Annotated in this window: 39 protein-coding genes and 1 rRNA gene; 34 read left to right on the top strand and 6 right to left on the bottom strand. The window is 51.3% G+C overall.

The annotated features are described in order from the left end of the window. The first annotated feature begins 3 nt into the window (after window positions 1-3). The 27 genes from rplB (at window position 4) to LBF07_RS09425 (ending at window position 12,928) form a co-directional block, all read left to right on the top strand. Entirely contained in the window at window positions 4-825 is an 822-nt protein-coding gene (gene rplB / locus LBF07_RS09555; protein WP_000301859.1) for a 50S ribosomal protein L2, read from the top strand. A 16-nt stretch (window positions 826-841) separates the two neighbouring features. Then, complete coding sequence (gene rpsS, locus LBF07_RS09550) at window positions 842-1,120, top strand: 30S ribosomal protein S19 (RefSeq protein WP_001138117.1); 279 nt, start codon at window positions 842-844, stop codon at window positions 1,118-1,120. Window positions 1,121-1,134: 14 nt separating this feature from the next. Next, on the top strand, window positions 1,135-1,467 hold the full coding sequence (gene rplV / locus LBF07_RS09545) for a 50S ribosomal protein L22 (RefSeq protein WP_002919773.1): 333 nt from the start codon (window positions 1,135-1,137) through the stop codon (window positions 1,465-1,467). Between the two features lie 17 nt (window positions 1,468-1,484). Next, window positions 1,485-2,186 (top strand): 30S ribosomal protein S3, encoded by a 702-nt coding sequence (rpsC, locus tag LBF07_RS09540; protein ID WP_000529945.1) that lies wholly within the window; start codon window positions 1,485-1,487, stop codon window positions 2,184-2,186. A 12-nt stretch (window positions 2,187-2,198) separates the two neighbouring features. Next, window positions 2,199-2,609 carry a 50S ribosomal protein L16 gene (rplP, locus tag LBF07_RS09535; RefSeq protein WP_002919759.1) on the top strand — a complete coding sequence of 137 codons (411 nt, stop codon included), beginning with the start codon at window positions 2,199-2,201 and terminating at the stop codon, window positions 2,607-2,609. Further along, window positions 2,609-2,800 carry a 50S ribosomal protein L29 gene (gene rpmC / locus LBF07_RS09530; RefSeq protein WP_003863282.1) on the top strand — a complete coding sequence of 64 codons (192 nt, stop codon included), beginning with the start codon at window positions 2,609-2,611 and terminating at the stop codon, window positions 2,798-2,800. Before rplP ends, rpmC begins: the two co-directional genes overlap by 1 nt. Further along, window positions 2,800-3,054 (top strand): 30S ribosomal protein S17, encoded by a 255-nt coding sequence (gene rpsQ / locus LBF07_RS09525; RefSeq protein WP_008503489.1) that lies wholly within the window; start codon window positions 2,800-2,802, stop codon window positions 3,052-3,054. The genes rpmC and rpsQ overlap by 1 nt, the downstream gene beginning before the upstream one ends. Before the next feature lie 166 nt (window positions 3,055-3,220). Continuing rightward, window positions 3,221-3,592, top strand: a complete 372-nt coding sequence (gene rplN, locus LBF07_RS09520; RefSeq protein WP_002919748.1) for a 50S ribosomal protein L14 — start codon at window positions 3,221-3,223, stop codon at window positions 3,590-3,592. 10 nt (window positions 3,593-3,602) lie between these two features. Further along, window positions 3,603-3,917 carry a 50S ribosomal protein L24 gene (gene rplX / locus LBF07_RS09515; protein ID WP_003863287.1) on the top strand — a complete coding sequence of 105 codons (315 nt, stop codon included), beginning with the start codon at window positions 3,603-3,605 and terminating at the stop codon, window positions 3,915-3,917. A 14-nt stretch (window positions 3,918-3,931) separates the two neighbouring features. After that, window positions 3,932-4,471, top strand: coding sequence for a 50S ribosomal protein L5 (rplE, locus tag LBF07_RS09510; protein ID WP_001096206.1), 540 nt, complete (start codon window positions 3,932-3,934; stop codon window positions 4,469-4,471). A gap of 14 nt (window positions 4,472-4,485) precedes the next feature. Further along, complete coding sequence (gene rpsN, locus LBF07_RS09505) at window positions 4,486-4,791, top strand: 30S ribosomal protein S14 (protein WP_003863291.1); 306 nt, start codon at window positions 4,486-4,488, stop codon at window positions 4,789-4,791. Between the two features lie 30 nt (window positions 4,792-4,821). Beyond that, window positions 4,822-5,214: a 30S ribosomal protein S8 gene (gene rpsH, locus LBF07_RS09500; RefSeq protein WP_006178918.1), complete on the top strand. Its 393-nt coding sequence runs from the start codon at window positions 4,822-4,824 to the stop codon at window positions 5,212-5,214. Window positions 5,215-5,226: 12 nt separating this feature from the next. Continuing rightward, complete coding sequence (rplF, locus tag LBF07_RS09495) at window positions 5,227-5,760, top strand: 50S ribosomal protein L6 (protein WP_003863296.1); 534 nt, start codon at window positions 5,227-5,229, stop codon at window positions 5,758-5,760. A gap of 9 nt (window positions 5,761-5,769) precedes the next feature. Further along, window positions 5,770-6,123 (top strand): 50S ribosomal protein L18, encoded by a 354-nt coding sequence (rplR, locus tag LBF07_RS09490; RefSeq protein WP_003863297.1) that lies wholly within the window; start codon window positions 5,770-5,772, stop codon window positions 6,121-6,123. A 14-nt stretch (window positions 6,124-6,137) separates the two neighbouring features. Further along, on the top strand, window positions 6,138-6,638 hold the full coding sequence (gene rpsE, locus LBF07_RS09485; RefSeq protein WP_003863299.1) for a 30S ribosomal protein S5: 501 nt from the start codon (window positions 6,138-6,140) through the stop codon (window positions 6,636-6,638). 6 nt (window positions 6,639-6,644) lie between these two features. Beyond that, window positions 6,645-6,824 carry a 50S ribosomal protein L30 gene (gene rpmD, locus LBF07_RS09480; RefSeq protein ID WP_003863301.1) on the top strand — a complete coding sequence of 60 codons (180 nt, stop codon included), beginning with the start codon at window positions 6,645-6,647 and terminating at the stop codon, window positions 6,822-6,824. A gap of 3 nt (window positions 6,825-6,827) precedes the next feature. After that, a complete protein-coding gene (rplO, locus tag LBF07_RS09475) occupies window positions 6,828-7,262 on the top strand; it encodes a 50S ribosomal protein L15 (RefSeq protein WP_003863304.1) in 435 nt (144 codons plus the stop codon). Window positions 7,263-7,269: 7 nt separating this feature from the next. Next, window positions 7,270-8,601, top strand: coding sequence for a preprotein translocase subunit SecY (secY, locus tag LBF07_RS09470; RefSeq protein WP_003863305.1), 1,332 nt, complete (start codon window positions 7,270-7,272; stop codon window positions 8,599-8,601). Window positions 8,602-8,632: 31 nt separating this feature from the next. Beyond that, entirely contained in the window at window positions 8,633-8,749 is a 117-nt protein-coding gene (rpmJ, locus tag LBF07_RS09465) for a 50S ribosomal protein L36 (RefSeq protein WP_000868187.1), read from the top strand. 146 nt (window positions 8,750-8,895) lie between these two features. Then, window positions 8,896-9,252, top strand: coding sequence for a 30S ribosomal protein S13 (gene rpsM, locus LBF07_RS09460; RefSeq protein ID WP_003863308.1), 357 nt, complete (start codon window positions 8,896-8,898; stop codon window positions 9,250-9,252). 16 nt (window positions 9,253-9,268) lie between these two features. Beyond that, window positions 9,269-9,658, top strand: a complete 390-nt coding sequence (gene rpsK / locus LBF07_RS09455) for a 30S ribosomal protein S11 (RefSeq protein WP_003863312.1) — start codon at window positions 9,269-9,271, stop codon at window positions 9,656-9,658. Window positions 9,659-9,691: 33 nt separating this feature from the next. Then, a complete protein-coding gene (gene rpsD, locus LBF07_RS09450; RefSeq protein WP_004868345.1) occupies window positions 9,692-10,312 on the top strand; it encodes a 30S ribosomal protein S4 in 621 nt (206 codons plus the stop codon). Window positions 10,313-10,337: 25 nt separating this feature from the next. Continuing rightward, window positions 10,338-11,327, top strand: coding sequence for a DNA-directed RNA polymerase subunit alpha (gene rpoA / locus LBF07_RS09445; RefSeq protein WP_002919219.1), 990 nt, complete (start codon window positions 10,338-10,340; stop codon window positions 11,325-11,327). Between the two features lie 40 nt (window positions 11,328-11,367). Beyond that, window positions 11,368-11,751: a 50S ribosomal protein L17 gene (gene rplQ, locus LBF07_RS09440; protein ID WP_001216368.1), complete on the top strand. Its 384-nt coding sequence runs from the start codon at window positions 11,368-11,370 to the stop codon at window positions 11,749-11,751. Between the two features lie 107 nt (window positions 11,752-11,858). Continuing rightward, entirely contained in the window at window positions 11,859-12,227 is a 369-nt protein-coding gene (locus tag LBF07_RS09435) for a DUF1992 domain-containing protein (protein ID WP_112778407.1), read from the top strand. 2 nt (window positions 12,228-12,229) lie between these two features. Next, window positions 12,230-12,655 carry a Zn(2+)-responsive transcriptional regulator gene (zntR, locus tag LBF07_RS09430; RefSeq protein WP_029740638.1) on the top strand — a complete coding sequence of 142 codons (426 nt, stop codon included), beginning with the start codon at window positions 12,230-12,232 and terminating at the stop codon, window positions 12,653-12,655. A 57-nt stretch (window positions 12,656-12,712) separates the two neighbouring features. Then, a complete protein-coding gene (locus LBF07_RS09425; protein WP_023333665.1) occupies window positions 12,713-12,928 on the top strand; it encodes an alternative ribosome-rescue factor A in 216 nt (71 codons plus the stop codon). Here the strand turns inward: LBF07_RS09425 and mscL are convergent, their stop codons facing one another. The 5 genes from mscL to def all read right to left on the bottom strand — a co-directional run bounded on the left by mscL (window position 12,929) and on the right by def (window position 17,706). After that, window positions 12,929-13,339: a large-conductance mechanosensitive channel protein MscL gene (gene mscL / locus LBF07_RS09420; RefSeq protein WP_023309449.1), complete on the bottom strand. Its 411-nt coding sequence runs from the start codon at window positions 13,337-13,339 to the stop codon at window positions 12,929-12,931. Window positions 13,340-13,485: 146 nt separating this feature from the next. Beyond that, complete coding sequence (gene trkA, locus LBF07_RS09415; protein ID WP_008503482.1) at window positions 13,486-14,862, bottom strand: Trk system potassium transporter TrkA; 1,377 nt, start codon at window positions 14,860-14,862, stop codon at window positions 13,486-13,488. A 22-nt stretch (window positions 14,863-14,884) separates the two neighbouring features. Continuing rightward, on the bottom strand, window positions 14,885-16,171 hold the full coding sequence (rsmB, locus tag LBF07_RS09410; protein ID WP_094935731.1) for a 16S rRNA (cytosine(967)-C(5))-methyltransferase RsmB: 1,287 nt from the start codon (window positions 16,169-16,171) through the stop codon (window positions 14,885-14,887). A 52-nt stretch (window positions 16,172-16,223) separates the two neighbouring features. After that, on the bottom strand, window positions 16,224-17,171 hold the full coding sequence (gene fmt / locus LBF07_RS09405) for a methionyl-tRNA formyltransferase (protein ID WP_094935729.1): 948 nt from the start codon (window positions 17,169-17,171) through the stop codon (window positions 16,224-16,226). A gap of 25 nt (window positions 17,172-17,196) precedes the next feature. Next, entirely contained in the window at window positions 17,197-17,706 is a 510-nt protein-coding gene (def, locus tag LBF07_RS09400; RefSeq protein WP_006812188.1) for a peptide deformylase, read from the bottom strand. Between the two features lie 127 nt (window positions 17,707-17,833). Between def and dprA the strand changes: the two genes are divergently transcribed. Genes dprA through LBF07_RS09370 form a run of 6 tightly spaced genes read left to right on the top strand, consistent with a single transcriptional unit; the run spans window position 17,834 to window position 21,617 of the window. Then, a complete protein-coding gene (gene dprA, locus LBF07_RS09395; protein WP_094935732.1) occupies window positions 17,834-18,958 on the top strand; it encodes a DNA-protecting protein DprA in 1,125 nt (374 codons plus the stop codon). Continuing rightward, window positions 18,930-19,403, top strand: a complete 474-nt coding sequence (gene smg / locus LBF07_RS09390; RefSeq protein ID WP_008503477.1) for a DUF494 family protein Smg — start codon at window positions 18,930-18,932, stop codon at window positions 19,401-19,403. Before dprA ends, smg begins: the two co-directional genes overlap by 29 nt. Window positions 19,404-19,429: 26 nt before the next feature. Further along, a complete protein-coding gene (locus LBF07_RS09385; protein WP_023309445.1) occupies window positions 19,430-19,984 on the top strand; it encodes a type I DNA topoisomerase in 555 nt (184 codons plus the stop codon). Further along, entirely contained in the window at window positions 19,977-20,549 is a 573-nt protein-coding gene (tsaC, locus tag LBF07_RS09380; RefSeq protein WP_033146781.1) for an L-threonylcarbamoyladenylate synthase type 1 TsaC, read from the top strand. The genes LBF07_RS09385 and tsaC overlap by 8 nt, the downstream gene beginning before the upstream one ends. Window positions 20,550-20,553: 4 nt before the next feature. Beyond that, complete coding sequence (gene aroE, locus LBF07_RS09375) at window positions 20,554-21,372, top strand: shikimate dehydrogenase (RefSeq protein WP_094935730.1); 819 nt, start codon at window positions 20,554-20,556, stop codon at window positions 21,370-21,372. Continuing rightward, the gene (locus LBF07_RS09370; protein ID WP_033146779.1) at window positions 21,369-21,617 is read left to right on the top strand and encodes a DUF1488 domain-containing protein; all 249 of its coding nucleotides are present in this window, start codon (window positions 21,369-21,371) and stop codon (window positions 21,615-21,617) included. Before aroE ends, LBF07_RS09370 begins: the two co-directional genes overlap by 4 nt. Here the strand turns inward: LBF07_RS09370 and LBF07_RS09365 are convergent. Further along, on the bottom strand, window positions 21,593-22,147 hold the full coding sequence (locus tag LBF07_RS09365; RefSeq protein WP_058841964.1) for a gamma carbonic anhydrase family protein: 555 nt from the start codon (window positions 22,145-22,147) through the stop codon (window positions 21,593-21,595). The two genes, LBF07_RS09370 and LBF07_RS09365, sit on opposite strands and share 25 nt — an antisense overlap. Window positions 22,148-22,618: 471 nt before the next feature. Between LBF07_RS09365 and LBF07_RS09360 the strand changes: the two genes are divergently transcribed. Beyond that, window positions 22,619-24,160, top strand: a 16S ribosomal RNA gene (locus tag LBF07_RS09360). Window positions 24,161-24,247 lie beyond the last annotated feature (87 nt).

The raw sequence follows: 24,247 nt of genomic DNA, 5'->3' as shown, positions 1-24,247 counted from the left end.
ACAATGGCAGTTGTTAAATGTAAACCGACATCTCCGGGTCGTCGCCACGTAGTTAAAGTGGTTAACCCTGAGCTGCACAAGGGCAAACCTTTTGCTCCGTTGCTGGAAAAAAACAGCAAATCCGGTGGTCGTAACAACAATGGCCGTATCACCACTCGTCACATCGGTGGTGGCCACAAGCAGGCTTATCGTATTGTTGACTTCAAACGCAACAAAGACGGTATCCCAGCAGTTGTTGAACGTCTTGAGTACGATCCGAACCGTTCCGCGAATATCGCGCTGGTTCTGTACAAAGACGGCGAACGCCGTTACATCCTGGCCCCTAAAGGCCTGAAAGCTGGCGACCAGATTCAGTCTGGCGTTGATGCTGCAATCAAAGCAGGCAACACCCTGCCGATGCGCAATATCCCGGTTGGTTCTACCGTTCATAACGTAGAAATGAAACCAGGTAAAGGCGGTCAGCTGGCACGTTCCGCTGGTACTTACGTTCAGATCGTTGCTCGTGATGGTGCGTATGTCACCCTGCGTCTGCGTTCTGGTGAAATGCGTAAAGTCGAAGCAGACTGCCGCGCTACTCTGGGCGAAGTTGGCAATGCTGAGCATATGCTGCGCGTTCTGGGTAAAGCAGGTGCTGCACGCTGGCGTGGTGTTCGTCCTACCGTTCGCGGTACTGCGATGAACCCAGTCGACCACCCACATGGTGGTGGTGAAGGTCGTAACTTTGGTAAGCACCCGGTAACTCCGTGGGGCGTTCAGACCAAAGGTAAGAAGACCCGCAGCAACAAGCGTACTGATAAATTTATCGTACGTCGCCGTAGCAAATAATTTTAGAGGATAAGCCATGCCACGTTCTCTCAAGAAAGGTCCTTTTATTGACCTGCACTTGCTGAAGAAGGTAGAGAAAGCGGTGGAAAGCGGAGACAAGAAGCCCCTGCGCACTTGGTCCCGTCGTTCAACGATCTTTCCTAACATGATCGGTTTGACCATCGCTGTCCATAATGGTCGTCAGCACGTTCCAGTCTTTGTTACCGACGAAATGGTTGGTCACAAACTGGGTGAATTCGCACCGACTCGTACTTATCGCGGCCACGCTGCTGATAAAAAAGCGAAGAAGAAATAAGGTAGGAGGAAGAGATGGAAACTTTAGCTCAACATCGCCATGCTCGTTCTTCTGCTCAGAAGGTTCGCCTTGTTGCTGACCTGATTCGCGGTAAGAAAGTGTCGCAGGCCCTGGACATCCTGACCTATACCAACAAGAAAGCTGCGGTATTGGTCAAGAAAGTACTGGAATCTGCCATTGCTAACGCTGAACACAACGATGGCGCTGACATCGACGATCTGAAAGTCGCGAAAATTTTCGTAGATGAAGGCCCAAGCATGAAGCGCATTATGCCGCGTGCGAAAGGTCGTGCAGATCGCATCCTGAAGCGCACCAGCCACATTACTGTGGTTGTGTCCGATCGCTGAGACTCTGGAGACTAGCAATGGGTCAGAAAGTACATCCTAATGGTATTCGCCTGGGTATTGTAAAACCATGGAACTCTACCTGGTTTGCGAACACCAAAGAATTCGCTGACAACCTGGACAGCGATTTTAAAGTACGTCAGTACCTGACTAAGGAACTGGCTAAAGCGTCTGTATCTCGTATCGTTATCGAGCGTCCAGCGAAGAGCATCCGTGTGACTATTCACACTGCTCGTCCTGGCATCGTTATCGGTAAGAAAGGCGAAGACGTAGAAAAACTGCGCAAGGTCGTAGCGGATATCGCTGGCGTTCCTGCACAGATCAATATCGCTGAAGTTCGTAAGCCTGAACTGGACGCTAAATTGGTTGCTGACAGCATCACTTCACAGCTGGAACGTCGCGTTATGTTCCGTCGTGCTATGAAGCGTGCTGTACAGAACGCAATGCGTCTGGGCGCTAAAGGTATCAAAGTTGAAGTTAGCGGCCGTCTGGGCGGCGCGGAAATCGCACGTACCGAATGGTACCGCGAAGGTCGCGTACCGCTGCACACTCTGCGTGCTGACATCGACTACAACACCTCTGAAGCGCACACCACTTACGGTGTAATCGGCGTTAAGGTATGGATCTTCAAAGGTGAGATCCTGGGTGGTATGGCTGCTGTTGAACAACCGGAAAAACCGGCTGCTCAACCTAAAAAGCAGCAGCGTAAAGGCCGTAAATAAGGAGCGTCGCTGATGTTACAACCAAAGCGTACAAAATTCCGTAAAGTGCACAAAGGCCGCAACCGTGGTCTGGCGCAGGGTACGGATGTTAGCTTCGGCACTTTCGGTCTGAAAGCTGTTGGCCGTGGTCGTCTGACTGCACGTCAGATCGAAGCAGCACGTCGTGCAATGACCCGTGCAGTTAAGCGTCAAGGTAAGATCTGGATCCGTGTATTCCCGGACAAACCGATCACCGAGAAGCCACTGGAAGTTCGTATGGGTAAAGGTAAAGGTAACGTGGAGTACTGGGTTGCCTTGATCCAACCGGGCAAAGTCCTTTATGAAATGGACGGTGTTCCGGAAGAGCTGGCCCGTGAAGCCTTCGGCCTGGCAGCAGCGAAACTGCCTATCAAAACCACCTTTGTAACTAAGACGGTGATGTAATGAAAGCAAAAGAGCTGCGTGAAAAAAGCGTTGAAGAGCTGAACGCTGAGCTGCTGAACCTGCTGCGTGAGCAGTTCAACCTGCGTATGCAGGCTGCAAGTGGCCAGCTGCAACAGACTCACCTGCTGAAGCAAGTGCGTCGCAATGTTGCACGCGTTAAGACTTTACTGACTCAGAAGGCGGGTGCGTAATGACCGATAAAATCCGTACTCTGCAAGGTCGTGTTGTTAGCGACAAAATGGAGAAATCCATTGTTGTAGCTATCGAACGTATTGTGAAACACCCGATCTACGGTAAATTCATCAAGCGTACGACCAAACTGCACGTACATGACGAGAACAACGAATGTGGTATCGGCGACAAGGTTGAAATCCGTGAATGCCGTCCACTGTCCAAGACTAAGTCCTGGACGCTGGTTCGCGTTGTAGAGAAAGCGGTTCTGTAATACAGTACGCCTTCTCAATACGAATAAACGGCTCAGCGATGAGCCGTTTATTTTTTCTACCCATATTGCAGAAGCGGTGTTATAATGCCGCGCCCTCGATATGGGGCTTTTTAACGGCTCTGATTTTAGAGTCTCAGGTAGTAGTTGACATTAGCGGAGCACTAAAATGATCCAAGAACAGACTATGCTGAACGTCGCCGACAACTCCGGTGCACGTCGCGTAATGTGTATCAAGGTTCTGGGTGGCTCGCACCGTCGCTACGCAGGCGTAGGCGACATCATCAAGATCACCATCAAGGAAGCAATTCCACGTGGTAAGGTCAAAAAAGGTGATGTGCTGAAGGCGGTAGTGGTGCGCACCAAGAAGGGTGTTCGTCGCCCTGACGGTTCTGTCATTCGCTTCGATGGTAATGCATGCGTTATTTTAAACAATAACAGCGAGCAGCCTATCGGCACGCGTATCTTTGGGCCGGTAACTCGTGAACTTCGTACTGAGAAGTTCATGAAAATTATCTCTCTGGCACCAGAAGTACTCTAAGGAGCGAATCATGGCAGCGAAAATCCGTCGTGATGACGAAGTTATCGTGTTAACCGGTAAAGATAAAGGTAAACGCGGTAAAGTAAAAAATGTTCTGTCTTCCGGCAAACTTGTCGTTGAAGGTATCAACCTGGTTAAGAAACATCAGAAGCCGGTTCCGGCCCTGAACCAACCAGGTGGCATCGTTGAAAAAGAAGCTGCTATTCAGGTTTCTAACGTTGCAATCTTCAATGCGGCTACCGGCAAGGCTGACCGTGTAGGCTTTAGATTCGAAGACGGCAAAAAAGTCCGTTTCTTCAAGTCTAACAGCGAAACTATCAAGTAATTTGGAGTAGTACGATGGCGAAACTGCATGATTACTACAAAGACGAAGTAGTTAACAAACTCATGACTGAGTTTAACTACAATTCTGTCATGCAAGTCCCTCGGGTCGAGAAGATCACCCTGAACATGGGTGTTGGTGAAGCGATCGCTGACAAGAAACTGCTGGATAACGCAGCAGCTGACCTGACAGCAATCTCCGGTCAAAAACCGCTGATCACCAAAGCACGCAAATCTGTTGCAGGCTTCAAAATCCGTCAGGGCTATCCGATCGGCTGTAAAGTAACTCTGCGTGGCGAACGCATGTGGGAGTTCTTTGAGCGCCTGATCACTATTGCTGTTCCACGTATCCGTGACTTCCGTGGCTTGTCCGCTAAGTCTTTCGACGGTCGTGGTAACTACAGCATGGGTGTCCGTGAGCAGATCATCTTCCCAGAAATCGACTACGATAAAGTCGACCGCGTGCGTGGTTTGGATATTACCATTACCACTACTGCGAAATCTGACGAAGAAGGCCGTGCTCTGCTGGCTGCCTTTGACTTCCCGTTCCGCAAGTAAGGTAGGGTTACTGAATGGCTAAGCAATCAATGAAAGCACGCGAAGTAAAGCGCGTAGCTTTAGCTGATAAATTCTTCGCTAAACGCGCTGAACTGAAAGCGATCATTTCTGATGTGAACGCTTCCGACGAAGATCGTTGGAATGCGGTTCTCAAGCTGCAGTCTCTGCCGCGTGATTCCAGCCCGTCTCGTCAGCGTAACCGCTGTCGTCAAACAGGTCGTCCACATGGTTATGTGGGCAAGTTTGGGTTGAGCCGTATCAAACTGCGTGAAGCCGCCATGCGCGGTGAAGTGCCAGGCTTGAAAAAGGCTAGCTGGTAATTACCAATTGAATCACGGGAGTAAAGACAGATGAGCATGCAAGATCCGATCGCGGATATGCTGACCCGTATCCGTAACGGTCAGGCCGCGAACAAAGTTGCGGTCACCATGCCTTCCGCCAAGCTGAAAGTGGCAATTGCCAACGTGCTGAAGGAAGAAGGTTTTATCGAAGATTTTAAAGTTGAAGGCGACACCAAGCCGGAACTGGAACTTACTCTTAAGTATTTCCAGGGTAAAGCTGTTGTAGAAAGCATTCAGCGTGTCAGCCGCCCAGGCCTGCGCATCTATAAGAAAAAAGATGAGCTGCCAAAAGTTATGGCTGGTCTTGGTATCGCAGTTGTTTCTACCTCTAAAGGTGTTATGACTGATCGTGCAGCGCGCCAGGCTGGTCTTGGTGGCGAAATTATCTGCTACGTAGCCTAATCGGAGGAAAGAATGTCTCGTGTTGCTAAAGCACCGGTCGTTATTCCTGCCGGCGTTGATGTAAAAATCGACGGTCAGGTTATTACGATCAAAGGTAAAAACGGCGAGCTGACTCGTACCCTCAACAAAGCTGTTGAAGTTAAACATGCAGATAACGCTCTGACCTTCGGTCCACGTGATGGTTTCGTGGATGGATGGGCTCAGGCTGGTACCGCGCGTGCCCTGCTGAACTCAATGGTTGTTGGTGTTACCGAAGGCTTCACTAAAAAGCTTCAGCTGGTTGGTGTAGGTTATCGTGCAGCTATCAAAGGGAATGCAGTAGGCCTGTCTCTGGGCTTCTCACACCCTGTTGAGCATCCGCTGCCGGCCGGTATCACTGCAGAATGTCCGACTCAAACTGAAATCGTGCTGAAAGGCGCTGATAAACAGCTGATCGGTCAGGTTGCAGCAGATCTGCGCGCCTACCGTCGTCCTGAGCCTTACAAAGGCAAGGGTGTTCGTTACGCCGACGAAGTCGTGCGTACCAAAGAGGCTAAGAAGAAGTAAGGTAACACTATGGATAAGAAATCTGCTCGTATCCGTCGTGCGACCCGCGCACGCCGCAAGCTCAAAGAGCTGGGTGCAACTCGCCTGGTGGTACATCGTACCCCGCGTCATATTTACGCACAGGTAATTGCACCGAACGGTTCTGAAGTTCTGGTAGCTGCTTCTACTGTAGAAAAAGCTATCTCAGAACAATTGAAGTACACCGGTAACAAAGACGCCGCTGCAGCTGTAGGTAAAGCTGTTGCTGAACGCGCTCTGGAAAAAGGCATCAGTAATGTTTCCTTTGACCGTTCCGGGTTCCAATATCATGGTCGTGTCCAGGCACTGGCAGATGCTGCCCGTGAAGCTGGCCTTCAGTTCTAAGGTAGAGGTGTAAGATGGCTCACATCGAAAAACAGGCTGGCGAACTGCAGGAAAAGCTGATCGCGGTAAACCGCGTATCTAAAACCGTTAAAGGTGGTCGTATTTTCTCCTTCACAGCTCTGACTGTAGTAGGCGATGGTAACGGTCGCGTTGGTTTTGGTTACGGTAAAGCGCGTGAAGTTCCAGCAGCGATCCAGAAAGCGATGGAAAAAGCCCGTCGCAATATGATTAACGTCGCGCTGAACAACGGTACCCTGCAACACCCAGTTAAAGGTGTTCACACGGGTTCTCGTGTATTCATGCAGCCAGCTTCAGAAGGTACCGGTATCATCGCCGGTGGTGCAATGCGCGCCGTTCTGGAAGTTGCTGGGGTTCATAACGTTCTGGCCAAAGCATATGGTTCCACCAACCCGATCAACGTGGTTCGTGCAACTATTGATGGCCTGGAAAATATGAATTCTCCAGAAATGGTCGCTGCCAAGCGTGGTAAATCCGTTGAAGAAATTCTGGGGTAATTGACCATGGCAAAGACTATTAAAATCACTCAAACCCGCAGTGCAATCGGTCGTCTGCCGAAACACAAGGCAACGCTGCTTGGCCTGGGTCTGCGTCGTATTGGTCATACCGTTGAGCGCGAGGATACTCCCGCTGTTCGTGGTATGGTCAACGCGGTTTACTTCATGGTTAAAGTTGAGGAGTAAGAGATGCGTTTAAATACTCTGTCTCCGGCCGAAGGCTCTAAAAAGGCGGGTAAACGCCTGGGTCGTGGTATCGGTTCTGGCCTCGGCAAAACCGGTGGTCGTGGTCACAAAGGTCAGAACTCTCGTTCTGGCGGTGGCGTACGTCGCGGTTTCGAGGGTGGCCAGATGCCACTGTACCGTCGTCTGCCGAAGTTCGGCTTCACCTCTCGCAAAGCAGCGATCACAGCGGAAATCCGTCTGTCTGACCTGGCGAAAGTTGAAGGCGGCGTTGTAGACCTGAACACGCTGAAAGCAGCAAACATTATCGGTATCCAGATCGAGTTCGCGAAAGTGATCCTGGCTGGTGAAGTTTCTACTCCGGTAACTGTTCGTGGCCTGCGTGTTACTAAAGGTGCTCGTGCTGCTATCGAAGCTGCTGGCGGTAAAATTGAGGAATAAGTAGCAGATGGCTAAGCAACCGGGATTAGATTTTCAAAGTGCCAAAGGTGGATTTGGCGAGCTGAAACGCAGACTGCTGTTTGTTATCGGCGCGCTGATTGTGTTCCGTATTGGCTCTTTTATTCCGATCCCTGGTATCGATGCCGCTGTACTTGCCAAACTGCTTGAGCAACAGCGAGGCACCATCATTGAAATGTTCAACATGTTCTCTGGTGGTGCTCTCAGCCGTGCTTCTATCTTTGCATTGGGTATTATGCCGTACATTTCGGCATCTATTATTATCCAGCTGCTGACGGTCGTTCATCCGGCCCTGGCAGAGTTGAAGAAAGAAGGGGAGTCTGGACGTCGTAAGATTAGTCAGTACACCCGTTACGGTACTCTGGTGCTGGCAATATTCCAGTCGATCGGTATTGCTACCGGTCTGCCGAATATGCCTGGTATGCAGGGCCTGGTGTTAAACCCGGGCTTTGCATTCTATTTCACCGCTGTTGTAAGTCTGGTCACAGGGACTATGTTCCTGATGTGGCTCGGCGAACAGATTACTGAGCGTGGTATCGGTAACGGTATCTCTATCATTATCTTCGCCGGTATTGTTGCGGGCCTCCCGCCAGCCATCGCCCATACTATCGAGCAAGCGCGTCAAGGCGACCTGCACTTCCTCCTGTTGCTGTTGGTTGCAGTATTAGTATTTGCAGTGACGTTCTTTGTTGTCTTCGTTGAACGTGGTCAACGCCGCATTGTGGTGAACTACGCTAAACGTCAGCAGGGTCGTCGTGTCTATGCTGCACAGAGCACACATTTACCGCTGAAAGTGAACATGGCGGGGGTTATCCCGGCTATCTTCGCTTCCAGTATTATTCTGTTCCCGGCGACCATCGCGTCATGGTTCGGGGGCGGTACTGGTTGGAACTGGCTGACAACAATTTCGCTGTATTTGCAGCCTGGGCAACCACTTTATGTGTTACTCTATGCGTCTGCGATCATCTTCTTCTGTTTCTTCTACACGGCGTTGGTCTTCAACCCGCGTGAAACAGCAGATAACCTGAAGAAGTCCGGTGCATTTGTACCAGGAATTCGTCCGGGAGAGCAAACGGCGAAGTATATCGATAAAGTAATGACTCGCCTGACTTTGGTTGGTGCGCTTTATATTACTTTTATCTGCCTGATCCCGGAGTTCATGCGTGATGCAATGAAAGTACCGTTCTACTTCGGTGGGACCTCACTGCTTATCGTTGTTGTCGTGATTATGGACTTTATGGCTCAAGTGCAAACTCTGATGATGTCCAGTCAGTACGAGTCTGCATTGAAGAAGGCGAACCTGAAAGGCTACGGCCGCTAAATGGTCGCCTGAGAAGTTACGGAGAGTAAAAATGAAAGTTCGTGCTTCCGTCAAGAAATTATGCCGTAACTGCAAAATCGTTAAGCGTGATGGTGTCATCCGTGTGATTTGCAGTGCCGAGCCGAAGCATAAACAGCGCCAAGGCTGATTATTTCGCATATTTTTCTTGCAAAGTTGGGTTGAGCTGGCTAGATTAGCCAGCCAATCTTTTGTATGTCTGTACGTTTCCATTTGAGTATCCTGAAAACGGGCTTTTCAGCATGGTGCGTACATATTAAATAGTAGGAGTGCATAGTGGCCCGTATAGCAGGCATTAACATTCCTGATCAGAAACATGCTGTGATCGCATTAACTTCGATCTACGGCGTCGGCAAGACCCGTTCTAAAGCCATTCTGGCTGCAGCGGGTATCGCTGAAGATGTTAAGATCAGTGAGCTGTCTGAAGAACAAATCGACACGCTGCGTGACGAAGTTGCCAAATTTGTCGTTGAAGGTGATCTGCGCCGTGAAATCAGCATGAGCATCAAGCGCCTGATGGATCTTGGTTGCTATCGCGGTTTGCGTCATCGTCGTGGTCTGCCAGTGCGCGGTCAGCGTACTAAGACCAACGCACGTACCCGTAAGGGTCCGCGCAAACCGATCAAGAAATAATCGGGGTGATTGAATAATGGCAAAGGCACCAGTTCGTGCACGTAAACGTGTAAGAAAACAAGTCTCTGACGGCGTGGCTCATATCCATGCTTCTTTCAACAACACCATCGTTACTATTACTGATCGTCAGGGTAACGCATTGGGTTGGGCAACAGCCGGTGGTTCCGGTTTCCGTGGTTCTCGCAAATCCACTCCGTTTGCAGCTCAGGTTGCAGCAGAGCGTTGCGCAGAAGCCGTAAAAGAATACGGCATCAAGAATCTGGAAGTTATGGTTAAAGGTCCGGGTCCGGGTCGTGAATCTACTGTTCGCGCTCTGAACGCCGCTGGTTTCCGCATCACGAATATTACTGATGTGACTCCGATCCCTCATAACGGTTGTCGTCCGCCGAAAAAACGTCGCGTATAACGCTCCGTTTTTTAGGTTAGTTGGAGATAGAAAATGGCAAGATATTTGGGTCCTAAGCTCAAGCTGAGCCGTCGTGAGGGCACCGACTTATTCCTTAAGTCTGGCGTTCGCGCGATCGATACCAAGTGTAAAATTGAACAAGCTCCTGGCCAGCACGGTGCGCGTAAACCGCGTCTGTCTGACTATGGTGTGCAGTTGCGTGAAAAGCAAAAAGTTCGCCGTATGTACGGTGTGCTGGAGCGTCAGTTCCGTAACTACTATAAAGAAGCAGCACGTCTGAAAGGCAACACAGGTGAAAACCTGCTGGCTCTGCTGGAAGGTCGTCTGGACAACGTTGTATACCGTATGGGCTTCGGCGCTACTCGTGCTGAATCACGTCAGCTGGTTAGCCACAAAGCAATCATGGTAAACGGTCGTGTTGTTAACATCGCTTCTTATCAGGTTAAAGCGAATGACGTTGTTAGCATTCGTGAGAAAGCGAAAAAGCAATCTCGCGTGAAGGCCGCTCTGGAGCTGGCTGAGCAGCGTGAAAAGCCAACCTGGCTGGAAGTTGATGCTGGCAAGATGGAAGGTACGTTCAAGCGTCAGCCAGAACGTTCTGATCTGTCTGCGGACATTAACGAACACCTGATCGTCGAGCTTTACTCCAAGTAAAGCTTAGTACCAAAGAGAGGACACAATGCAGGGTTCTGTGACAGAGTTTCTAAAACCGCGCCTGGTAGATATCGAGCAAGTGAGTTCGACGCACGCCAAGGTGACCCTTGAGCCTTTAGAGCGTGGCTTTGGCCATACTCTGGGTAACGCACTGCGCCGTATTCTGCTCTCATCGATGCCGGGTTGCGCGGTGACCGAGGTTGAGATTGATGGTGTACTTCATGAGTACAGCACCAAAGAAGGCGTTCAGGAAGATATCCTTGAAATCCTGCTCAACCTGAAAGGGCTGGCGGTGAGAGTTCAGGGTAAAGATGAAGTTATTCTTACTCTGAATAAATCTGGCATTGGCCCTGTGACTGCAGCCGACATCACCCACGACGGTGATGTTGAAATCGTCAAGCCGCAGCACGTGATCTGCCACCTGACCGATGAGAACGCAGCTATTAGCATGCGTATCAAAGTTCAGCGCGGTCGTGGTTATGTGCCGGCTTCTGCCCGAATTCATTCGGAAGAAGATGAGCGCCCAATCGGCCGTCTGCTGGTCGACGCATGCTACAGCCCTGTAGAGCGTATTGCCTACAATGTTGAAGCAGCGCGTGTAGAACAGCGTACCGACCTGGACAAGCTGGTCATCGAAATGGAAACCAATGGCACAATCGATCCTGAAGAGGCGATTCGTCGTGCGGCGACCATCCTGGCAGAACAACTGGAAGCTTTCGTTGACTTACGTGATGTACGTCAGCCGGAAGTGAAAGAAGAGAAACCAGAATTCGATCCGATCCTGCTGCGCCCTGTTGACGATCTCGAATTGACTGTCCGCTCTGCTAACTGCCTCAAGGCAGAAGCTATCCACTATATCGGTGATCTGGTACAGCGTACCGAGGTTGAGTTGCTGAAAACGCCGAACCTGGGTAAAAAATCTCTTACCGAGATTAAAGACGTGCTGGCTTCACGTGGTCTGTCTCTGGGCATGCGCCTGGAAAACTGGCCACCAGCAAGCATTGCTGACGAGTAACCGGATCACAGGTTAAGGTTTTACTGAGAAGGATAAGGTCATGCGCCATCGTAAGAGTGGTCGTCAACTGAACCGCAACAGCAGCCATCGCCAGGCTATGTTCCGCAACATGGCAGGTTCACTGGTTCGTCATGAGATCATCAAGACGACCCTGCCTAAAGCGAAAGAGCTGCGTCGCGTAGTTGAGCCGCTGATTACTCTTGCCAAGACTGACAGCGTTGCTAATCGTCGTCTGGCATTCGCCCGTACTCGTGATAACGAGATCGTGGCAAAACTGTTTAACGAACTGGGCCCGCGTTTCGCGAGCCGTGCCGGTGGTTACACTCGCATTCTGAAGTGTGGTTTCCGTGCAGGCGACAACGCGCCGATGGCTTACATCGAGCTGGTTGATCGTTCAGAGAAAGCAGAAGCTGCTGCAGAGTAATCTGCAGTAACGTAAAAAAACCCGCTCCGGCGGGTTTTTTTATATCCGCGATATCCCCACTTCTCTACAATGTCTGTATCAATTCTGTTCATCTCCTGGAGCTGGTAATGTGGTTGCTCGACCAGTGGGCAGAACGCCATATTCGCGATGCCCAAAAAAAAGGTGAATTCGACGATCTCCCCGGGAGCGGCGAACGCCTTGCGCTTGACGATGACTCGCACATCGCACCGGAATTACGGGCTGGATACCGTTTGCTGAAAAATGCGGGCTGTCTCCCCCCGGAGCTCGAACAGCGCAGAGAGGCTGTTGAACTGGCCGATCTTCTCAAAGGGATCCGCCATGACGATCCACGACATTCTGAACTTAGCCGCCGCCTCGCCCTGCTTGAACTCAAGCTACGCCAGTCTGGGATGAACACTGATTTTCTGCACGGTGAATACGGTGAAAGATTGATGCAGAAAATAAGCGAGGAGTAGTTATGTACCGCATCGGTGAACTTGCGAAGCTTGCGAACGTTACGCCGGATACCATCCGATATTACGAAAAGCAGCAGATGATCGATCATGAAGTACGTACTGAAGGAGGCTTTCGCCTTTATACCGATAACGATCTGCAGCGCCTGCGGTTTATTCGTTATGCGCGGCAGCTCGGTTTTACACTGGATTCGATCCGCGAGTTATTATCGATCCGTATCGATCCGGAACATCACACCTGCCAGGAATCTAAAAGCATCGTGCAGGCCCGGCTGGATGAAGTTGAAGCGCGTATACAGGAACTGCAAACCATGCAGCGCTCTCTGCAAAGGCTGAATGATGCCTGCTGCGGTACGGCCCACAGCAGCATTTACTGTTCAATTCTCGAAGCCCTTGAACAGGGAGCGAGTGGAGAAACGCAGGGCTGTTGATTTTTAGTTCAACCGGGTCTAGACTCCCGTCGTCATAAACCCTGCTCTGGAGACATTATGAGCCGCTATCAGCACACGAAAGGACAAATTAAGGACAATGCCATTGAGGCGTTACTTCACGACCCGTTATTCAGGCAGCGCGTTGAGAAGAATAAAAAAGGGAAAGGAAGTTATCTGCGTAAAGACAAACATGAAAAACGGGGTAACTGGGAGGCCAGTGGCAAGCAAGCGAATCGCTTATTTACCACTGGCCTTCCTGCTTTTATCTGTTGATTAGACGCGGTTATTTTGCTCTTTTAACAGATCGCGGATCTCACTCAACAGCACTTCTTCTTTCGTTGGCGCAGGTGCTGCAGCCGGCTCTTCTTTTTTACGGTTGAGCCTGTTGATCAGCTTGATGGCCATAAATATGGCAAACGCGACAATCACAAAATCAAATACGTTCTGAATAAATACGCCGTAGTGCATCACTACTGCCGGAACATCACCCTGCGCTTCACGCAGCGTGAAAGCGAACTGTTTGAAATCAATGCCGCCGATTAACAACCCTAAAGGTGGCATGATAATGTCGGCCACTAATGATGAAACAATCTTGCCGAATGCCGCACCAATAATGACACCCACTGCCAAATCTACCACATTCCCGCGCATCGCAAATTCGCGAAATTCTTTAATAAAACTCATTTTTCTCTCCTTGTGCCAGCTGACGAGTTTAAGTTTAACAAATGATTAGCCAATTGCCATTCGGGATAATTAAACATTATGAAAAATAAAAGGCACAGAAATGAAAAGGATAAAGTAAGGGTGCTCTTACTCGAGCACCCAATTCTTTAAAGGAAGAATGGACTTGGCTGGAATAAACGTTCGACGTCGGTAATAAACTTTTTATCGGTAAGGAACATAATAACGTGATCGCCTTGCTCAATTCGTAAATTATCATTGGCAATCATGACATCATTCCCGCGCACAACGGCGCCGATTATCGTGCCTGGCGGCAGTTTAATTTCGTCGATCGAACGGCCGACGACCCGCGACGTCGTTTCATCTCCATGAGCAACGGCTTCAATAGCTTCCGCTACGCCACGGCGAAGCGATGACACACCGACAATATCCGCTTTACGAACATGGCTCAGGAGCGCGGAAATTGTCGCCTGCTGAGGGGAAATGGCAATATCAATAACGCTGCCTTGAACCAGATCGACATACGCCTTACGCTGGATAAGCACCATGACTTTTTTAGCCCCCATGCGCTTCGCGAGCATGGCGGACATTATATTCGCCTCGTCGTCGTTGGTGACGGCAATAAAGAGATCAACCTGATCAATATGCTCTTCAGCCAGTAGCTCCTGATCCGACGCATCACCATAAAATACGATCGTATTTTGCAGTTTTTCCGCTAGTTCAGCAGCACGCTGTTGATCGCGCTCGATCAACTTCACGCTGTAATCTTTTTCCAGCCGATGTGCCAGGCCGGCACCGATATTGCCACCGCCGACCAGCATAATGCGCTTATAGGGTTTTTCGAGACGCTGAAGTTCACTCATCACCGCACGAATATGCTGTGAGGCCGCAATAAAGAAGACCTCATCACCGGCTTCGACAATCGTGGAGCCTTGCGGGCGAATTGGCCTGTCGTGACGGAAAATGGCTGCGACGCGCGTATCGATATGCGGCATGTGCTCGCGCATGGTGGAAAGCGCATTGCCGATCAATGGTCCGCCGTAATAGGCCTTAACCACTGCCAGGCTCACTTTGCCCTCGGCAAAGTTCACCACCTGCAGGGCGCCCGGATATTCGATCAGGCGATAGATATTGTCGATAACCAGCTGTTCTGGCGCGATGAGGTGGTCAATAGGGACCGCTTCGGAATTAAACAGTTTTTCAGCATCGCGAACATAGTCCGGAGAGCGAATACGCGCAATTCGGTTTGGCGTGTTGAAAAGCGAGTAGGCCACCTGACAGGCCACCATATTGGTTTCGTCAGAACTGGTTACCGCAACCAGCATGTCGGCATCGTCGGCGCCCGCCTCACGAAGAACGCGTGGGTGCGAACCATGACCCTGCACCACGCGCAGGTCAAACTTGTCCTGTAAGACACGCAGACGATCGCCGTTGGTATCAACAATTGTGATGTCGTTGTTTTCGCCAACCAGGTTTTCCGCCAGCGTTCCGCCCACCTGTCCTGCACCCAGAATGATAATCTTCATATCTCGTGACCTGTTCTCAACATCACTCTTTGATTAGCTTAGCGTAAAAGAAGCCATCACCCTCTTCAGCACCCGGCAGGTTCTGCAGACCCGGGGATTCAGGCGTTCCCGTATCGCGCAGCGCGGCGTCCGGCGTACGTTTAAGGAAGGCCGTGATTTGCTGGCTGTTTTCTTCCAGCAGCACGGAGCAGGTTGCATAGACCAGCGTTCCACCAGGCTTAAGATGCGGCCAAATGGCGTCGAGAATGTCGGATTGCAGTTGGGCAAGTTCCTTAATATCACGATCGCGGCGTAGCCACTTGATGTCAGGATGACGACGAATAACACCGGTTGCAGAGCAGGGAGCATCCAGCAAAATGCGATCGAACTGGGTTTCACCACACCATTCTGCGGGTTTGCGTCCATCGCCCTGCTTAACCTGAGCCTTCATGCCGAGACGCTTGAGGTTGTCGTAGACGCGTGAGAGACGCTGTTCATCGACGTCCACTGCCATCACGCTGGCCTGCGGAGCTACTTCCAGAATATGCGTCGTTTTGCCCCCAGGTGCGGCGCAAAGATCGAGGATCTGCTCACCATTTTGGGGTTCAAGCCAGGTCATGCAACCCTGCGCCGAGGCATCCTGTACGGTTACCCAACCTTCATCAAAACCGGGTAATGCATGTACCGGTGCAGGTGAGGCTAAGCGTACGGCATCCGGATAGGCTTCATGCGGGAATCCACTCATTCCAGCTTGTTCGAGCAAGCTCAGCCATGCGTCACGGCTGTGGTGATTACGATTTACGCGTAACCACATTGGCGGACGCTGATTGTTGGCATCGGCAATCTCCTGCCACTGCTGTGGATAAGCTTTTTTCAGGCGCTTCAACAGCCAGTCCGGGTGCAGGAAACGTGCTTCGCTTTGGGCAAATTCAGCCAGAAGCTCTTCCTGCTGTCTCTGGAACTGACGCAGTACGCCGTTGATCAGCCCTTTCAGCTGAGGGCGTTTAATCGCAACGGCGCCTTCCACCGTCTCAGCCAGCGCAGCATGAGGTGGGATGCGGGTATGAAGAAGCTGATAAAAACCCACCATAATCAAATAGTGTACGGTGCGCTGCTTGCCTGTCATTGGGCGTGACATCAGCTTGTTAATCAGCCACTCAAGCTGAGAAAGCGTGCGCAGAACGCCAAAGCAGAGCTCCTGAAGCAGGGCTTTGTCTTTATCAGAGACTTTTTGTTGCAGAGGAGGCAGGACGTTACTTAGTGACTGGCCCTGCTCGATAACCTGCTCAACGGCCTGAGCCGCCATACTGCGTAGATTTTGTTTTTTCATAACCGTAAAAATAAAAATGCCCGGAAACACCGGGCCTTAAGGATAGATTTGCTCAGGCAAGACGATTGCCCGGAATAAACCATTCGCGACGGGAATTTAACAGATCCTGAGCGCTCATGGCCTTCTTACCGGCCGGTTGTAGCGATTCAAGATTGAGGATCCCTTGCCCAGTCGCCACCTGAATTCCGTTCTTGTTGGCGTCAATAATCGTACCGGGTTTAGCCGTGGTAGTACCGCTAATGACGGAGGCTTTCCAGACTTTCACCGGCTGCTCATCAATCTCCATCCAGCTCATCGGCCACGGATTAAAAGCGCGAATGCAGCGTTCAAGCTGCGCGGCTGACAGGGACCAGTCGATACGCGCTTCTTCTTTGCTCAGTTTTTCGGCATAAGTCACCAGCGCGTCATCCTGAACTTCCGGTTTCGCCGTATTGTCTGCAAGCTGCTGGAGCGTCTCGATAAGCCCTTGTGGGCCAAGGTCTGCCAGTTTGTCATACAGCGTAGCGCTGGTATCGTCTGACGTTATGGGGCACGCCAGTTTATACAGCATATCGCCTGTGTCTAAACCTACGTCCATCTTCATGATAGTAACGCCCGTTTCGGCATCACCAGCCCACAGCGAGCGCTGGATTGGTGCAGCACCACGCCAGCGCGGGAGCAGAGACCCATGCACGTTGATGCAACCCAGGTGGGGCATATCAAGCACGGCTTTTGGCAGAATTAAACCATAAGCCACCACTACCATTACGTCGGCATTCAGGTCAGCAACCAGCTGCTGATTTTCCTGTGGGCGCAACGATGCGGGCTGGAATACGGGTAGCCCATGTTCTTCTGCCAGCACCTTTACCGGGCTCGGCATCAGTTTTTTGCCGCGACCTGCCGGACGGTCCGGCTGGGTAAAGACGCCAACAACCTGGTGACCAGACGATAACAGCGCGTCAAGATGACGCGCTGCAAAATCAGGGGTTCCCGCGAAGATAATACGTAGTGTTTTAGACACGATGATCCTTGTATCCGGGGGGACGTTATGCGCGAGAACGCAAACGATCCAGTTTCTCTACTTTTTGACGAATACGCTGCTGCTTGAGCGGCGAGAGATAATCGATAAACAGTTTACCGACCAGGTGATCCATCTCATGCTGAATACAAATTGCCAGCAGGTCGTCTGCTTCCAGTTCGAACGGATTACCGTCACGATCCAGCGCGCGAATTTTCACCTTTTCGGCACGCGGTACTAAAGCGCGCTGTTCAGGAATGGACAGACAGCCTTCCTCAATACCGGTTTCGCCACTTTTTTCGAGCAGCTCAGGGTTGATCAGCACCAGACGCTCATCGCGATTTTCGGAAACATCAATCACGATAATACGCTTATGAATGTCCACCTGCGTCGCCGCCAGGCCAATGCCTTCTTCGGCGTACATGGTATCGAACATATCATCAACGATACGCTGGATTTCTGCATTCACTTCTTTGACCGGTTCAGCGACGATGCGAAGGCGCTCGTCCGGAATATGTAACACTTGCAAAACTGCCATAAATTTCCAGAGTCGTGTTCAGGAGTTGATAAGAATACTCTCTCTATTCTAGACAAATCCCCCATCGATTGACAGCATCAGTGACCAATCGCAATGATTGCGGAGGCCGCTTATGGCAGGGGAAAGGATGACGTCTACCGAGATATGGCTACGGCTAGTACACACTGGGTCTCTGTGTGGTGATGTAATGCTGGAAGCGGCTGCGCGACTGCAGAAGCTGGAACACCTCAACGTGCTCGTCGCCAGAGAGGCCGGGCTGACAGCAAAGCAGGCTGAACGGTTCTTTGCACTCGATGAGAGCGAGCTGGAACGTAGCCTTGTGTGGCTTGAGCAGCCGGGACATCATTTATTAACGCCCAACCATCCCCTATATCCCCCTTTGCTCCGCACGATCCCTGATTATCCCGGGGCGTTATTCATAAAAGGTAATCCTGAGGCGCTTAATACCATTCAGCTGGCGGTGGTAGGTAGTCGTGCGCCGTCATGGTACGGCGAGCGATGGGGGAAAATCCTGTGCGAACAACTTTCTCAAAGCGGTTTCACGATCACCAGCGGGCTGGCCTGCGGTATTGACGGCGTAGCCCACAGCGCGGCGCTGTCAGTTAAGGGACGAAGTGTAGCGGTGCTGGGGAACGGTCTTTTTAGCATTTATCCGCGCCGGCATCAGGCACTGGCGATGCGGCTTATTGAATCTGACGGCGCGATAGTGTCTGAGTTTCCGCTTTCCGCACAGCCCAGGCCGGCAAACTTTCCGCGTCGGAATCGGATTATCAGCGGGCTTAGCAAAGGCGTGCTGGTGGTTGAAGCGGCGCGCCGAAGCGGTTCGCTGGTCACGGCGCGATGCGCGCTCGAACAGGGGAGAGAAGTCTTCGCCTTGCCTGGACCGATAGGTAATCCCGGATGCGAGGGGCCCCACTGGCTGATTAAGCAAGGGGCAACGCCGGTAACGGAAGTAGGAGATATTCTTGAAAATTTGCAATATGGGTTGCAATGGCTGCAGGAAGATCCCGAAAAGCGACAATATTCATCAGATCAGGGAAAGGTGGCATTGCCATTTCCCAAGCTCCTGGCTAACGTAGGAGATGAGGTAACACCTGTTGACGTTGTCGCTGAACGTGCCGGCCAACCTGTGCCAGTAACGGTAGCACAGCTACTCGAACTGGAGTTAGCAGGGTGGATCGCAGCTGTACCCGGCGGCTATGTCCGATTAAGGAGGGCATGCCATGTTCGACGTACTGATGTATTTGTTTGAGACTTACATCCATAACGAAGCAGAAATGCGAGTGGATCAGGACAAATTGACACAGGATCTTACCGATGCGGGGTTTGAGCGGGAAGATATCTATAATGCGTTGATGTGGCTGGAAAAACTGGCTGATTATCAGGAAGGCCTCGCCGAACCGATGCAGCTTGCTTCTGACCCATTGTCAGTACGCATTTATACAGCGGAAGAGTGTGAAAGGCTGGACGCCAGCTGCCGGGGGTTCATCTTATTCCTTGAGCAGATTCAGGTGCTGAACCTCGAAACGAGAGAAATGGTGATAGAGCGCGTCATGGCGCTGGATACAGCAGAATTTGAACTGGAAGACCTCAAATGGGTGATCCTGATGGTTCTGTTTAATATCCCGGGCTGTGAAAACGCCTATCAGCAAATGGAAGAATTACTCTTTGAAGTGAATGAAGGTATGCTGCACTAATTCAATGTGCAGCACCAAGAGTTGTTATGGCCAAATCAGCACTATTCACGGTGCATAAAAACGAGCCCTGCCCGCAGTGCGGGGCTGAACTTGTTATTCGGTCCGGGAAACACGGCCCGTTTCTCGGTTGTTCACACTATCCGGAATGTGATTATGTCCGTCCCCTGAAAAGCCAGGCGGATGGACATATCGTTAAAATTCTGGAGGGTCAGTATTGCCCACTCTGCGGTGGTGAATTAGCCCTGCGGCAGGGGCGATTCGGCATGTTTATTGGATGTAGCCGCTACCCGGAATGTGAGCATACGGAACAAATTGATAAGCCTGATGAAACGGCAATTGCGTGCCCTCAGTGTCAGCGCGGTCAGTTGGTACAGCGCCGTTCCCGTTATGGTAAGACTTTCCATTCGTGCGATCGCTACCCTGAATGCCAGTTCGTTATCAATTTTAAACCGGTAGCGGGAACCTGCCCTCATTGCAATTATCCGCTACTTATAGAGAAGAAAACCGCGCAAGGCATGAAACGCTTCTGCGCCAGTAAACAATGTGGAAAGCCGGTTACGGCGGATCAAAATAGTGAATAATAACCTGCCATCAGGCTCCATTGCGCATGCTGTGGACGTACTGAAAAAAGAAGAAGTCATCGCCTATCCAACTGAAGCTGTTTTTGGAGTCGGTTGCGATCCTGACAGCGAGACGGCCGTAAGCCGACTGCTTGCCTTAAAACAAAGACCCGTCGAGAAAGGGCTGATTTTGATCGCTGCGAATTATGAGCAGCTTAAACCCTATATCGATGACTCCATGCTGACGCCGGCGCAGCGCGAGACGATCTTCTCCGCGTGGCCTGGCCCGGTGACCTTCGTTTTCCCGGCGCAGCCGACTACGCCTCGCTGGTTAACCGGACGTTTTGATTCCCTCGCCGTTCGCGTAACTGACCATCCGCTGGTGGTTGAACTTTGCCTGGCATTTGGTAAACCGCTGGTCTCAACCAGCGCCAACCTGACCGGATTGCCACCTTGTCGGACAACCGAAGAAGTATTGGCGCAGTTCGGGAATGACTTCCCAGTCGCTGTCGGTGAAACGGGAGGGCGCCTGAATCCGTCTGAAATTCGCGACGCCTTGACCGGCGAACGTTTTCGCCAGGGGTAATCTCATGGAAACCTATGCTGTTTTTGGTAATCCGATTGCACACAGCAAGTCACCGTTGATCCATCAGCAATTTGCGAAGCAGCTGCAGATAAATCATCCCTATGGTCGCGTACTGGCCCCGGTGGATGCATTTATTCCAACGCTGGAGGCTTTTTTCGCCGCGGGCGGTAAAGGCGCGAATGTGACGGTTCCTTTTAAAGAGGAAGCCTTTGAACGTGCGGATGAACTGACCGAGCGCGCTTCACTGGCTGGTGCAGTCAATACCCTAAAACGGCTTGAGGATGGGCGCCTTTTGGGTGACAACACCGACGGAATTGGTTTACTTAGCGATCTGGAACGACTGTCGTTTATTAAGCCCGGGTTTCGGGTCCTGCTGATTGGTGCGGGTGGCGCATCGCGGGGAGTACTGTTGCCTCTGCTTTCACTGGACTGTGCGGTGACCATTACCAACAGAACCTTTTCCCGCGCGGAAGCGCTGGCGGCGTTGTTTGAGCATACCGGCAGCGTGAGCGCGGTAGCGCTTGACGATCTTGCCGATCGTGAGTTCGATCTTGTCATCAATGCCACGTCCAGCGGCATCAATGGCGAGATCCCGTTAATTCCTGCTTCTCTGGTCAGCGCGCATATGTACTTCTATGACATGTTTTATCAGAAAGGGAAAACGCCTTTCCTTAACTGGTGTGAACAACACGGCGCGAAGCAGTTAGCCGATGGACTGGGAATGCTGGTGGGTCAGGCCGCGCATGCGGTGCTGCTCTGGCATGGCGTGTTGCCTGCGGTCGAACCTGTCATTGAAAAGTTAAAGCAGGGGCTTTCGGCGTGAACCAGGCTATCCATTTCCCGGACAGAGAGAACTGGGATGAGACTAAACAAGCGGTCTGTTTTCCGGTGCTGGTGCAGGGGATGCAACTTACCTGTGCCATTCATGGGGAGACGCTGTTGCGCCGTTTTGGCGGTTCAGACCCGATAGCGATATTTTGTGAAAATCGCTGGGATCTGGAAGAGGAAGCCAGCGATTTAATCCGCGAACAGCAGGAAGACGATCAGGGCTGGGTTTGGTTGTCCTGATCCAAATAGTCATTCTTCCAGTTAACGTAGTTGTTCGCCGAGTATTTTAATCCTTCGATCTCCGCCTCCTTCAGGGGGCGGATCTGTTTTACCGGGCTTCCCAGATAGAGATAGCCACTCTCCAGCCGTTTGTTCTGCGGGACCAGGCTGCCGGCACCAATCATTACGTCATCTTCTACTATGACGCCATCCAGCAAAATCGACCCCATGCCAACAAGTACGCGATTCCCGATAGTGCAGCCGTGAAGCATCACTTTATGGCCGACGGTAACCTCTTCTCCAATGATGAGGGGATTACCGTCCGGGTTATAGGAGGATTTGTGCGTGACATGCAGAACGCTGCCGTCCTGAATATTGGTACGGGCGCCAATCGACACATAGTTAACATCTCCCCTGATGGCGACGAGGGGCCAGATGCTGACATCATCGGCCATTCGGACATCGCCGATCACCACGCTGCTGGCATCGATCATCACGCGATCGCCTTTTTGGGGGAACAGATCTTTATAAGGACGTAATACTGCGGGCATATCTACCTCTAACAATGAGCGCTATACAGAAGACTTTGATCATATTAATGGATCGCGGCAAGGCAAAATACGTCAATATTTAAGCAGATCGGGCGGGATTTCAGCGAAAAGCGCGGAAAATCAGCAGTCGGAAAAAAAGATCTAAAAAATACTTGTGCTAAAAAATGGGATCCCTATAATGCGCCTCCATCGACACGGCGGATGTGAATCACTTCACAGACAACGCGGTCGGTTGAAGAGAAAAATTCTGAAATAACGGGTTGACTCTGAAAGAGGAAAACGTAATATACGGGACCTCGCAACGGTGAGCTTAACGCCGCGTTGCACTGCTCTTTAACAATTTATCAGACAATCTGTGTGGGCACTCAAAGTGACATGGATTCTTAACGTCGCAAGACGAAAAATGAATACCAAGTCTCTGAGTGAACATACGTAATTCATTACGAAGTTTAATTCACGAGCATCAAACTTAAATTGAAGAGTTTGATCATGGCTCAGATTGAACGCTGGCGGCAGGCCTAACACATGCAAGTCGAGCGGCAGCGGAAAGTAGCTTGCTACTTTGCCGGCGAGCGGCGGACGGGTGAGTAATGTCTGGGAAACTGCCTGATGGAGGGGGATAACTACTGGAAACGGTAGCTAATACCGCATAACGTCGCAAGACCAAAGAGGGGGACCTTCGGGCCTCTTGCCATCAGATGTGCCCAGATGGGATTAGCTAGTAGGTGGGGTAACGGCTCACCTAGGCGACGATCCCTAGCTGGTCTGAGAGGATGACCAGCCACACTGGAACTGAGACACGGTCCAGACTCCTACGGGAGGCAGCAGTGGGGAATATTGCACAATGGGCGCAAGCCTGATGCAGCCATGCCGCGTGTATGAAGAAGGCCTTCGGGTTGTAAAGTACTTTCAGCGGGGAGGAAGGTGTTGTGGTTAATAACCACAGCAATTGACGTTACCCGCAGAAGAAGCACCGGCTAACTCCGTGCCAGCAGCCGCGGTAATACGGAGGGTGCAAGCGTTAATCGGAATTACTGGGCGTAAAGCGCACGCAGGCGGTCTGTCAAGTCGGATGTGAAATCCCCGGGCTCAACCTGGGAACTGCATTCGAAACTGGCAGGCTAGAGTCTTGTAGAGGGGGGTAGAATTCCAGGTGTAGCGGTGAAATGCGTAGAGATCTGGAGGAATACCGGTGGCGAAGGCGGCCCCCTGGACAAAGACTGACGCTCAGGTGCGAAAGCGTGGGGAGCAAACAGGATTAGATACCCTGGTAGTCCACGCCGTAAACGATGTCGACTTGGAGGTTGTGCCCTTGAGGCGTGGCTTCCGGAGCTAACGCGTTAAGTCGACCGCCTGGGGAGTACGGCCGCAAGGTTAAAACTCAAATGAATTGACGGGGGCCCGCACAAGCGGTGGAGCATGTGGTTTAATTCGATGCAACGCGAAGAACCTTACCTACTCTTGACATCCAGAGAACTTTCCAGAGATGGATTGGTGCCTTCGGGAACTCTGAGACAGGTGCTGCATGGCTGTCGTCAGCTCGTGTTGTGAAATGTTGGGTTAAGTCCCGCAACGAGCGCAACCCTTATCCTTTGTTGCCAGCGGTTAGGCCGGGAACTCAAAGGAGACTGCCAGTGATAAACTGGAGGAAGGTGGGGATGACGTCAAGTCATCATGGCCCTTACGAGTAGGGCTACACACGTGCTACAATGGCGCATACAAAGAGAAGCGACCTCGCGAGAGCAAGCGGACCTCATAAAGTGCGTCGTAGTCCGGATTGGAGTCTGCAACTCGACTCCATGAAGTCGGAATCGCTAGTAATCGTAGATCAGAATGCTACGGTGAATACGTTCCCGGGCCTTGTACACACCGCCCGTCACACCATGGGAGTGGGTTGCAAAAGAAGTAGGTAGCTTAACCTTCGGGAGGGCGCTTACCACTTTGTGATTCATGACTGGGGTGAAGTCGTAACAAGGTAACCGTAGGGGAACCTGCGGTTGGATCACCTCCTTACCTTAAAGAACCTGCCTTTGCAGTGCTCACACAGATTGTCTGATGAATGATGAACTTCTGAATGTACTTTTGAGTGCATTAAGAAGT

Source organism: Enterobacter cloacae complex sp. ECL352 (assembly GCF_020149545.1).
Classification (GTDB): domain Bacteria; phylum Pseudomonadota; class Gammaproteobacteria; order Enterobacterales; family Enterobacteriaceae; genus Enterobacter; species Enterobacter asburiae_B.
This window is presented reverse-complemented; position numbering and strand designations above follow the sequence as displayed.

Bases quoted from the DNA above. Each gene is read 5' to 3' on its own strand.
- rplX (WP_003863287.1), top strand. From the start codon at position 3,603: ATGGCAGCGAAAATCCGTCGTGATGACGAAGTTATCGTGTTAACCGGT.
- rpsC (WP_000529945.1), top strand. From the start codon at position 1,485: ATGGGTCAGAAAGTACATCCTAATGGTATTCGCCTGGGTATTGTAAAA.
- rpmJ (WP_000868187.1), top strand. From the start codon at position 8,633: ATGAAAGTTCGTGCTTCCGTCAAGAAATTATGCCGTAACTGCAAAATC.
- aroE (WP_094935730.1), top strand. From the start codon at position 20,554: ATGGAAACCTATGCTGTTTTTGGTAATCCGATTGCACACAGCAAGTCA.
- rplO (WP_003863304.1), top strand. From the start codon at position 6,828: ATGCGTTTAAATACTCTGTCTCCGGCCGAAGGCTCTAAAAAGGCGGGT.
- rplN (WP_002919748.1), top strand. From the start codon at position 3,221: ATGATCCAAGAACAGACTATGCTGAACGTCGCCGACAACTCCGGTGCA.
- rpsD (WP_004868345.1), top strand. From the start codon at position 9,692: ATGGCAAGATATTTGGGTCCTAAGCTCAAGCTGAGCCGTCGTGAGGGC.
- rpsN (WP_003863291.1), top strand. From the start codon at position 4,486: ATGGCTAAGCAATCAATGAAAGCACGCGAAGTAAAGCGCGTAGCTTTA.
- zntR (WP_029740638.1), top strand. From the start codon at position 12,230: ATGTACCGCATCGGTGAACTTGCGAAGCTTGCGAACGTTACGCCGGAT.
- LBF07_RS09365 (WP_058841964.1), bottom strand. From the start codon at position 22,147: ATGCCCGCAGTATTACGTCCTTATAAAGATCTGTTCCCCCAAAAAGGC.
- LBF07_RS09425 (WP_023333665.1), top strand. From the start codon at position 12,713: ATGAGCCGCTATCAGCACACGAAAGGACAAATTAAGGACAATGCCATT.
- rpsH (WP_006178918.1), top strand. From the start codon at position 4,822: ATGAGCATGCAAGATCCGATCGCGGATATGCTGACCCGTATCCGTAAC.
- rplE (WP_001096206.1), top strand. From the start codon at position 3,932: ATGGCGAAACTGCATGATTACTACAAAGACGAAGTAGTTAACAAACTC.
- rpsQ (WP_008503489.1), top strand. From the start codon at position 2,800: ATGACCGATAAAATCCGTACTCTGCAAGGTCGTGTTGTTAGCGACAAA.
- rpsS (WP_001138117.1), top strand. From the start codon at position 842: ATGCCACGTTCTCTCAAGAAAGGTCCTTTTATTGACCTGCACTTGCTG.
- def (WP_006812188.1), bottom strand. From the start codon at position 17,706: ATGGCAGTTTTGCAAGTGTTACATATTCCGGACGAGCGCCTTCGCATC.
- LBF07_RS09435 (WP_112778407.1), top strand. From the start codon at position 11,859: ATGTGGTTGCTCGACCAGTGGGCAGAACGCCATATTCGCGATGCCCAA.
- rplP (WP_002919759.1), top strand. From the start codon at position 2,199: ATGTTACAACCAAAGCGTACAAAATTCCGTAAAGTGCACAAAGGCCGC.
- rplB (WP_000301859.1), top strand. From the start codon at position 4: ATGGCAGTTGTTAAATGTAAACCGACATCTCCGGGTCGTCGCCACGTA.
- dprA (WP_094935732.1), top strand. From the start codon at position 17,834: ATGACGTCTACCGAGATATGGCTACGGCTAGTACACACTGGGTCTCTG.
- rplR (WP_003863297.1), top strand. From the start codon at position 5,770: ATGGATAAGAAATCTGCTCGTATCCGTCGTGCGACCCGCGCACGCCGC.
- LBF07_RS09385 (WP_023309445.1), top strand. From the start codon at position 19,430: ATGGCCAAATCAGCACTATTCACGGTGCATAAAAACGAGCCCTGCCCG.
- rpmC (WP_003863282.1), top strand. From the start codon at position 2,609: ATGAAAGCAAAAGAGCTGCGTGAAAAAAGCGTTGAAGAGCTGAACGCT.
- rpoA (WP_002919219.1), top strand. From the start codon at position 10,338: ATGCAGGGTTCTGTGACAGAGTTTCTAAAACCGCGCCTGGTAGATATC.
- rplF (WP_003863296.1), top strand. From the start codon at position 5,227: ATGTCTCGTGTTGCTAAAGCACCGGTCGTTATTCCTGCCGGCGTTGAT.
- trkA (WP_008503482.1), bottom strand. From the start codon at position 14,862: ATGAAGATTATCATTCTGGGTGCAGGACAGGTGGGCGGAACGCTGGCG.
- rplQ (WP_001216368.1), top strand. From the start codon at position 11,368: ATGCGCCATCGTAAGAGTGGTCGTCAACTGAACCGCAACAGCAGCCAT.
- rpmD (WP_003863301.1), top strand. From the start codon at position 6,645: ATGGCAAAGACTATTAAAATCACTCAAACCCGCAGTGCAATCGGTCGT.
- mscL (WP_023309449.1), bottom strand. From the start codon at position 13,339: ATGAGTTTTATTAAAGAATTTCGCGAATTTGCGATGCGCGGGAATGTG.
- rpsE (WP_003863299.1), top strand. From the start codon at position 6,138: ATGGCTCACATCGAAAAACAGGCTGGCGAACTGCAGGAAAAGCTGATC.
- rpsK (WP_003863312.1), top strand. From the start codon at position 9,269: ATGGCAAAGGCACCAGTTCGTGCACGTAAACGTGTAAGAAAACAAGTC.
- smg (WP_008503477.1), top strand. From the start codon at position 18,930: ATGTTCGACGTACTGATGTATTTGTTTGAGACTTACATCCATAACGAA.
- rsmB (WP_094935731.1), bottom strand. From the start codon at position 16,171: ATGAAAAAACAAAATCTACGCAGTATGGCGGCTCAGGCCGTTGAGCAG.
- secY (WP_003863305.1), top strand. From the start codon at position 7,270: ATGGCTAAGCAACCGGGATTAGATTTTCAAAGTGCCAAAGGTGGATTT.
- rplV (WP_002919773.1), top strand. From the start codon at position 1,135: ATGGAAACTTTAGCTCAACATCGCCATGCTCGTTCTTCTGCTCAGAAG.